The following is a 6,404-nucleotide window of genomic DNA, read 5'->3' as shown; positions in this document are numbered from 1 at the left end:
GGTGATCTCGTCCATGGCCGAGATCATGACAGGCCCCCGAAAGACCCCCGACACTGCCTTCGGTCAGCCAATCCCAACCATCACGCCGACCGTCACGGGGTGCACGCTTGTCTGTACTTGGCGGAGCACTCAGAGGAGTACGCCGACAATCGGTGGCCGGGTTGAAAATGGTCACTGGCGGCGCCTGGCAACCGACGCAGCGAGAGCAGGGGATGACAGACGACACCCGGCGGCATGGGGCAGCTCGGCACACTGGCCGACAGGAGCCTGCGTGATCCTTACACCTCGGAGATGCCCCACGTGCACTCGCGTGCACGTGGGGCGGGCTGCAGCGGTTACCGGTGACCGACGGGCGCCGCCCCCGCCCGTCGGTCCGCTCTCCGGTAGATGCTGCGCTCTACCCGAACGAGCCCGTAAACCGGGGCCGGGTCTACTGGTCGAACGGGAGGAGCGACGAGCCGAATTTGTACGTGCCCTCCAGGACGCCGGTCCTGTCGAAGTAGATGGATGCCGGCTCTGAACCGGCCTTGGACAGACGGGAATACTGTGCGTAGCGGCCGTCGTAGGGGGCGATGCAGTCGAGCCAGTGGTAGGTTCCCGCCTCCAGATGTATTTCGCGGGTCCGGTAGCCCCCTCCAAAGAACATCGTCCAGGTGTAGTCGGTGCTCTTCAGCCATATGGTCCGCTCGACACACGCCTGCTCGTCGCTCCACTTCGGCTTGCCGTTCAACCAGACACTACGCTGGTTGACCGCCTCGGAGCCCGCGCTTGCGGGGCTCCCCGCAAGGGTCACCAACGCCGCCGCAGCCGCCGCAGCCGCCACGAGTTTTGCAATTTTTCCAGCCACGCGCTGTTTCCCCCTAGGAGATTGGTCATCGGCGCCCATGCCACGAGCAGCAGCCAGCCGCTCTGCCAAAGCAGTGCGGCCTTCGCAACTCACCCTGTGGCGCCCTTTCCGGCGGAAGCATACAGATTGGATGGCAGTGGCCATCGCTGCAGCCCAGACGCCATGTCCCGGCGGACCGGGGCCGGTTGGCATGACTGTCCGGGAACCATGACGTCACCAAGCTCCGGGCCTGACGGGTATGGACCCTGGTGCGACAAGTGTGGCGGCTGATCGCCCGGATGCCGCCACGGCCGGTCCCGCCCCGGCTCACAGGGCGAGCTGGATCGGGTTCGTTGTGGTGCTGACCCCGAGTGCGTTGAGCACCGGGTCGTTGTCCAGCGCGCACCGTGACCATCGGGGCACGGTGGCCGGCCAGCCGCCAGGCCTGGGCGGTCTGTGCGAGGAGGTCCAGGGTGGGGACCGTGGCGGGGATCCGGCCGTCCCGGAAGCACTTGAGCGCGCATGCGGCGGCTGTGATGGTGCCCGAGCCGGTCGCGGACACGGTCGTGCCTCGGGCTCCGTGCGGAGGCACGGATGATCTTGCAGGGAATCCCGCCCATTTACGGAACGCCGATTTCTGATCGACCTGGTGTTCTGGGAGCTGGATCAAAAGAATTCTCCCGATTCGGGAAGGACCTGCTCGACGGAATCAATCCGGTATTCGCCCGCTTGATAGGTGCTGCCGGGCCGGTCGAACAGGGTCCGGGAGCGCTCGACGGCCGCACTGCTGGACGCCGCGAAGACATGGCGGACCACCGCCTCTTCCCCTTCGGGAGCGGCAGTGGCCCGGGCTGTGATCCGGTAGACGCGGTGCCGCAGTACCTCGACCGGCAGTCCGTCATCCGCCTGTTCGCTCCAGGCGGCCTCCGTGGCCTTACGCTGCGCACGCAGCTCCTCCCGGCGGGCCACTCGAGGGTCCTCGTCTGGGGAGTAGACGTTCATCCGCTGGCTGGTCATGACCCGTACGATCCGAGTCCATTCGAGTCTCTGGCACACGGCGATGTCCAGCTCGGTCGGCTTCCGCGGCTCCTCGGGTGCGGCGAGCGCCCGCTCTTCACGGCCCTGGGCGGTTCGATGCTGTTCCTCTACCTGGCTCAAGGTGAGTCCGACGGCCTGTCTGACCACAGAGATCCGCGCCAATTCATCCGGATGATATTCATAGACAGGCACTGAGCACCCCGCTCCCAAACATGCACCGTATGCACCCAATTTCCGCCAACGGTACATGCTGGTTCTATCTTGATGCACTCGCTGCGCTGGAGCCTGCCACGACCGTGGGGGCTGGAGTGGCGATGGCCATGGTGCCATCGGTCGGAGCGCAGGATGTGCTGGGGCAGACGCCGGGCTGGGGGAACTTCCCAAGGCTGATTTTCTTGCCGACGGGGGAAGCAGGAGCTACTGGATCGGCTTTGACAGCACTTTTCAAGCCGGCCCCCTCACAGGGGCGAGTGCCGGTGGGGTGGTGTCTGGGCCGGGGAGGCGCCGCCGGAAGGGCTTGGAGTCGACGGGCACCTGAGGCAGGTTGCTGCCCTGGCCGCGCTCCGGTTCCAGACCCAGCTCCTGGCCGGGATGCTCTGCTGGGGCATCCGATGGTTGATGCCGGCGCTGGCGCTGTGCGGGGAGGGCGTCGGAGGGGACGGGAGGCTGGGGGCGAGAGTGTGATGTGACGTCACTTGTGTTGCGGTGGTGGTGAGTCGGGCACCGGGGGACCCTGGGGTGGGGGCGCTTGCTGGCTCAAGATCACGTTAAGGTTGGCTTCAAAGTGCCGTTGGCCGGTGAGTGTCGCGGTGTGAGCTTAGAGAGTTTTAGGGGTTTTCTGTGGGATTTGGAACTTCTGCTCCTGTTCGTAGGGCTTTTGGAGTGACTGCCGCAGCTGCAGTGATGGCAGTGGGCCTTCCGGCGTCGTCAGCTTCTGCGGACGTAATGAATGGCTGGGATACAATTGTAAATTTCAACAGCTACCTGTGTCTGGAGGTTGCGGATTGGCGTAAAGACAATGGTGCGCCGGTCCGGCAGTGGGGCTGCACGAACGGAGCCAATCAGAAATGGTGGGCCACGCCGGTTGCCAATGAGTCCGCATCATGGATATTCAACAGGAATGCCGACGTCAGTGCCTCCTACAAGTGCCTCGAGATAGCGGACTGGAGCAAAGCTAACGGTGCCCCGGCGCGAATGTTTGACTGCACTGGTGGCGCTAACCAGAAGTGGGTATACATGCCCTACGGTTCAACCTATAGGTGGAAGAACGTCCACAGTGGAAAATGCCTCGAGATAGCGGACTGGGGTACTGGCTACGGTGGACAGGCGCGCCAGTGGGAGTGCACCAATGGCGCTAATCAGTCTTGGCTCTAAGACTTCGGGCGAACCGCGGCGGATGTTGACCCTATACGCCCTGGCCCTAAGGGCTGTCCCGTAAATGATCTTTGAGTCGCCCTGGGCAGGGTCAGTCGCGGTGCGGGCCGCTTGCCTATCCGGCGAGGGCGAGGTTGTGCATGCGGGCGATGCCGAGCATGGCGTGGTGGACGCCGTCGCCTTTGAGGCGGCAGTCGCGGAGGATCTTCCAGGTCTTCATGCGGGCGAAGACGTGCTCGACGCGGGCTCGGACCTGCTTGTGGGACTTGTTGTGATCCTGCTTCCAGTCGGCCAGTTCTTCGCCCTTGCGGCGGCGGTGCGGCATGACGAGTCCGGTGCCGGGATAGCCGCCGTCGGCGATTGTGAGTGTCTTGCCGACGGCGGCTTTGGCGCCGGATTCCTCCCATGCCTTGCAGTCGTTGCGGTTTCCGGCGAGCGGCCGGCCGACCACGACGACCAGGCGGGTGTCGGCGTCGATGACGACCTGGTGGTTGGTGGAGTATCGGTAGTTCTTCGACTGCGCCGCGATGGTGTGGTCGCGGGTGGGGGCCAGGGTGCCGTCCACGATGAGCACGGTGTCGTTGGCGAACCGCTTTCGGGGCTGGAGCGCGAGCATCGGCGCGAGGTGGTCGATGATGCGGTCCGCGGCCGACTTGGCCGGCCCTCGCGAACCGCGTCCGCACCCTCGCGCCGCAGCACGATCACCAGCTTCCCAAAACAGCGCGGGCTCGGCCCGGTGAACGGGGGTATCCAGGACGGCTCCGACGCCGTGATCACACCAGCCACACCAAGATCATCTCACCTGTGACCAGTAGTTACAGGAATCCTTGGCCCGGAAACAGGTGACGGTGGGGCGCGTCTCTGATCTTCAGAGCGGGCCGAGAGGGCTCGGACGAGGGGCGGAGCGGGAAGTGGAGCGGCTGACTAGAAGACGTGTCGATGCGGCAGTGCGGGCGGCGATGGTCGCCTGTGTGGCTACCGCCCTCGCCAGCTGCATCTCAGGGGAAGGAGGTCAGGGGCAAAGCACACCCGGCCCTGCGGGAGTTGACGTCACTGTGGTCCGCGGCGACAGGACGTACCCACTGACCGCCAAGATCACACACTGGGAGGTAGGACCACACCCTCAGGTGCCCGAGCGAGGAAGTGCGGTGCACTACACCTACCGGCTGGCCATCACCGCCACGCTGCCAGAAACCATGGTGCAACTCGCGGCGTGCGCGGTGGACTCAGCGGACGTCGTGTTGCTGTGCGACACCTTCTACGTGCACCAATACCCATGGACACCCGGGGAAGACCGCGACTCCTGGATCGGCCCCGGCTCCGATCTGAACCTTTCCGACACCGCCCGCGTCCTTCTCCTCCCCGACCAGCTACTTGACGACGGGCGAGCACATGACCCCAAGGACCACGACGGCTACACCCCTCCCCGCCTCCCGATGCCAGGCGACCGGCTGCGCACTAGCTGAACCGCTCCTGACCGCTTACGCACCATCACCCATCCCAGATCACTTACGGGACAGCCCTTAGGTCCCGCGTGGGGAGAGGGGCGGCAAGGGTTCGCCGGGGTTGGCAGGGCGGCCTTCGGACAGCCAGAAGAGGTAGTGGCGGAGGTCCTGCGCGAGGCCTCCGTCGATGTACGAGACGTATTCCCGGGCCCCGTCTGCTGCCTCGCGTTCTGCCTCCCGCTTCGAGATCGACCAGGTGCGGTCCAGGGTCGCGGCCCACTCCCGTACCCGGCCGCGCTCCCTCCACCAGTCGCGGACGAGCTGGGGGGTCCAGTGGTCGTCACCGTCGCAGGCGTAGCCGGCCATCGGGTCCTGTGCGACCGCGCCCAGCAGCGCCAGTGCCTGCGCCGTGTCACGGGGTTGCCGATAGATGAACTCGGCGCCCCATTCGTCGTCGTAGAGCACGTGCGCGGGGGCGATCAGTCGGCCCGTCCAGCAGTTGTCGGTCCCGGCCCCGTAGAACGGTCCCGGCACGTTGCGCCAGTCGTGTTCCGCCCAGCGCTCGGGGCGGGCGTTCCACCAGTTGCCGCGGTACTTCGGGGCGGGCAGCCACGTGCCGCCGCCGGGGGCGGGCAGCGGCCCGTTCTCTGCGGCCCGAACAGACGGCAGTGGGTCCCAGTAGCTCATGGTCGGCATCCTGTCAGGTGGCCAAACAGGCTCCGAAATCGCGTGCGGAGACCGTCTGCGGTCCACAACTGGCGCCCCTGGGCGGGTGCTTGGCCCTGAGCGTATGTACGGGTTCCCTGGAACGCTATGACTGGTCGATTCCCGTATTCATCCAGGCTTGAAAATGAATCAGCTGGATGGGGTGAGGGCTGGGATGATCTCGTCGTGGCTATCACTATGGAGTTCTTTGTGGCCGACAGCGACGCGTTGGCTGCTGGAATGGGGCCCCGGTACAGGGACCACGGTCTACAGGCAGTCTTACTGGAGGGGTTCCACCCGGATGAGGCCGTGCTGGAGTGGGAGAGTCTGTTCACCGGTGAGCCCGTACGGCGAATCGCCGAACGGGAGCCGAGGATGGTCCTGCCTATCAAGAACGACGGTTTCGGAGTGTTCGAGGTAGGCGAGGTGCTGCGCACGCGGCTGGCTGGTAGTGACGCACGGAGACTGGGCGATATTGCCGACCTATGGGCTGCGTTGGATTCCAGGCTGGACGATGAGGTCTCAGCCGAGGCGGCCGCAGGCATCCTTGAGGAAGTGGCAGCCCTGGCCAGGGAGGCGACCAGGGGTGGCCAGACCCTTTACTGCTGGCTTTTCTCACCCTGACCGAAGACGCGGCCGCGCTGGCCATACTGGGGCCCTGCTCCGGGAGTCGGAGCAGGGAAGGTTCCTGGAAGGGAAGCGGCCCCCCTGGGCTGAGGCCAGCAGCCAAGAGCACGACCTGCCCGGCTCGCCCCTGCGGACTGCCTGCGTAGCAGGCTGGCCCTGGAGGCGGAGCCGGAAGGACTCGGGCGGGGGAGCGAAGCGGACCCGCCCAACGGGCCGAAGGCCCGGACCCCGTGAAACGGGGTCACCCAGGCCTGCGAAGCAGGCCGTTCGGGGTGAAGCGAAGCGGAAGCCCGGGCCTGCGCTGGGGCCGGGTCGCGCTCGCCGCCACGTACCGCTGCGCCGAGGCCGAGGAGGCGCCCGACCTCGCGCGCGGCTCCGAGCTGGCCGCC

Annotated in this window: 6 protein-coding genes and 2 pseudogenes; 3 read left to right on the top strand and 5 right to left on the bottom strand. The window is 66.0% G+C overall.

Features of this window, described 5'->3' with window-relative positions; translation table 11 throughout:
- Positions 1–430: 430 nt before the first annotated feature.
- The 3 genes and pseudogenes from ABZZ17_RS39760 to ABZZ17_RS39750 form a co-directional block, all read right to left on the bottom strand.
- Positions 431–886, bottom strand: coding sequence for a hypothetical protein (locus tag ABZZ17_RS39760; RefSeq protein ID WP_356884222.1), 456 nt, complete (start codon positions 884–886; stop codon positions 431–433).
- Between the two features lie 270 nt (positions 887–1,156).
- Positions 1,157–1,502 (bottom strand): annotated as a pseudogene (locus tag ABZZ17_RS39755) (helicase); the annotation flags it as partial.
- Positions 1,493–2,056 carry a hypothetical protein gene (locus ABZZ17_RS39750; RefSeq protein WP_356884220.1) on the bottom strand — a complete coding sequence of 188 codons (564 nt, stop codon included), beginning with the start codon at positions 2,054–2,056 and terminating at the stop codon, positions 1,493–1,495. The gene ABZZ17_RS39750 and the pseudogene ABZZ17_RS39755, both read right to left, overlap by 10 nt.
- A gap of 711 nt (positions 2,057–2,767) precedes the next feature.
- Between ABZZ17_RS39750 and ABZZ17_RS39745 the strand changes: the two genes are divergently transcribed.
- A complete protein-coding gene (locus ABZZ17_RS39745) occupies positions 2,768–3,238 on the top strand; it encodes an RICIN domain-containing protein (protein ID WP_356884224.1) in 471 nt (156 codons plus the stop codon).
- 115 nt (positions 3,239–3,353) lie between these two features.
- Here ABZZ17_RS39745 and ABZZ17_RS39740 read toward each other — a convergent pair.
- Positions 3,354–4,024 (bottom strand): annotated as a pseudogene (locus ABZZ17_RS39740) (transposase).
- Positions 4,025–4,386: 362 nt separating this feature from the next.
- Here ABZZ17_RS39740 and ABZZ17_RS39735 point away from each other — a divergent pair.
- Positions 4,387–4,704, top strand: a complete 318-nt coding sequence (locus tag ABZZ17_RS39735) for a hypothetical protein (RefSeq protein WP_356878708.1) — start codon at positions 4,387–4,389, stop codon at positions 4,702–4,704.
- 57 nt (positions 4,705–4,761) lie between these two features.
- On the opposite strand, the gene ABZZ17_RS39730 is transcribed toward ABZZ17_RS39735, so the two are convergent.
- Complete coding sequence (locus tag ABZZ17_RS39730; RefSeq protein WP_356884218.1) at positions 4,762–5,370, bottom strand: ferredoxin; 609 nt, start codon at positions 5,368–5,370, stop codon at positions 4,762–4,764.
- A 126-nt stretch (positions 5,371–5,496) separates the two neighbouring features.
- On the opposite strand from ABZZ17_RS39730, the gene ABZZ17_RS39725 reads away from it, so the two are divergent.
- Positions 5,497–6,012: a hypothetical protein gene (locus ABZZ17_RS39725; protein ID WP_356884216.1), complete on the top strand. Its 516-nt coding sequence runs from the start codon at positions 5,497–5,499 to the stop codon at positions 6,010–6,012.
- Positions 6,013–6,404 lie beyond the last annotated feature (392 nt).

The sequence above is a fragment of the Streptomyces sp. NPDC006512 genome, from assembly GCF_040611935.1.
In the GTDB taxonomy this organism is placed as follows: Bacteria; Actinomycetota; Actinomycetes; order Streptomycetales; family Streptomycetaceae; genus Streptomyces.
This window is presented reverse-complemented; position numbering and strand designations above follow the sequence as displayed.

Bases quoted from the DNA above. Each gene is read 5' to 3' on its own strand.
- ABZZ17_RS39760 (WP_356884222.1), bottom strand. From the start codon at position 886: ATGGGCGCCGATGACCAATCTCCTAGGGGGAAACAGCGCGTGGCTGGA.
- ABZZ17_RS39745 (WP_356884224.1), top strand. From the start codon at position 2,768: ATGGCAGTGGGCCTTCCGGCGTCGTCAGCTTCTGCGGACGTAATGAAT.
- ABZZ17_RS39730 (WP_356884218.1), bottom strand. From the start codon at position 5,370: ATGAGCTACTGGGACCCACTGCCGTCTGTTCGGGCCGCAGAGAACGGG.
- ABZZ17_RS39725 (WP_356884216.1), top strand. From the start codon at position 5,497: ATGACTGGTCGATTCCCGTATTCATCCAGGCTTGAAAATGAATCAGCT.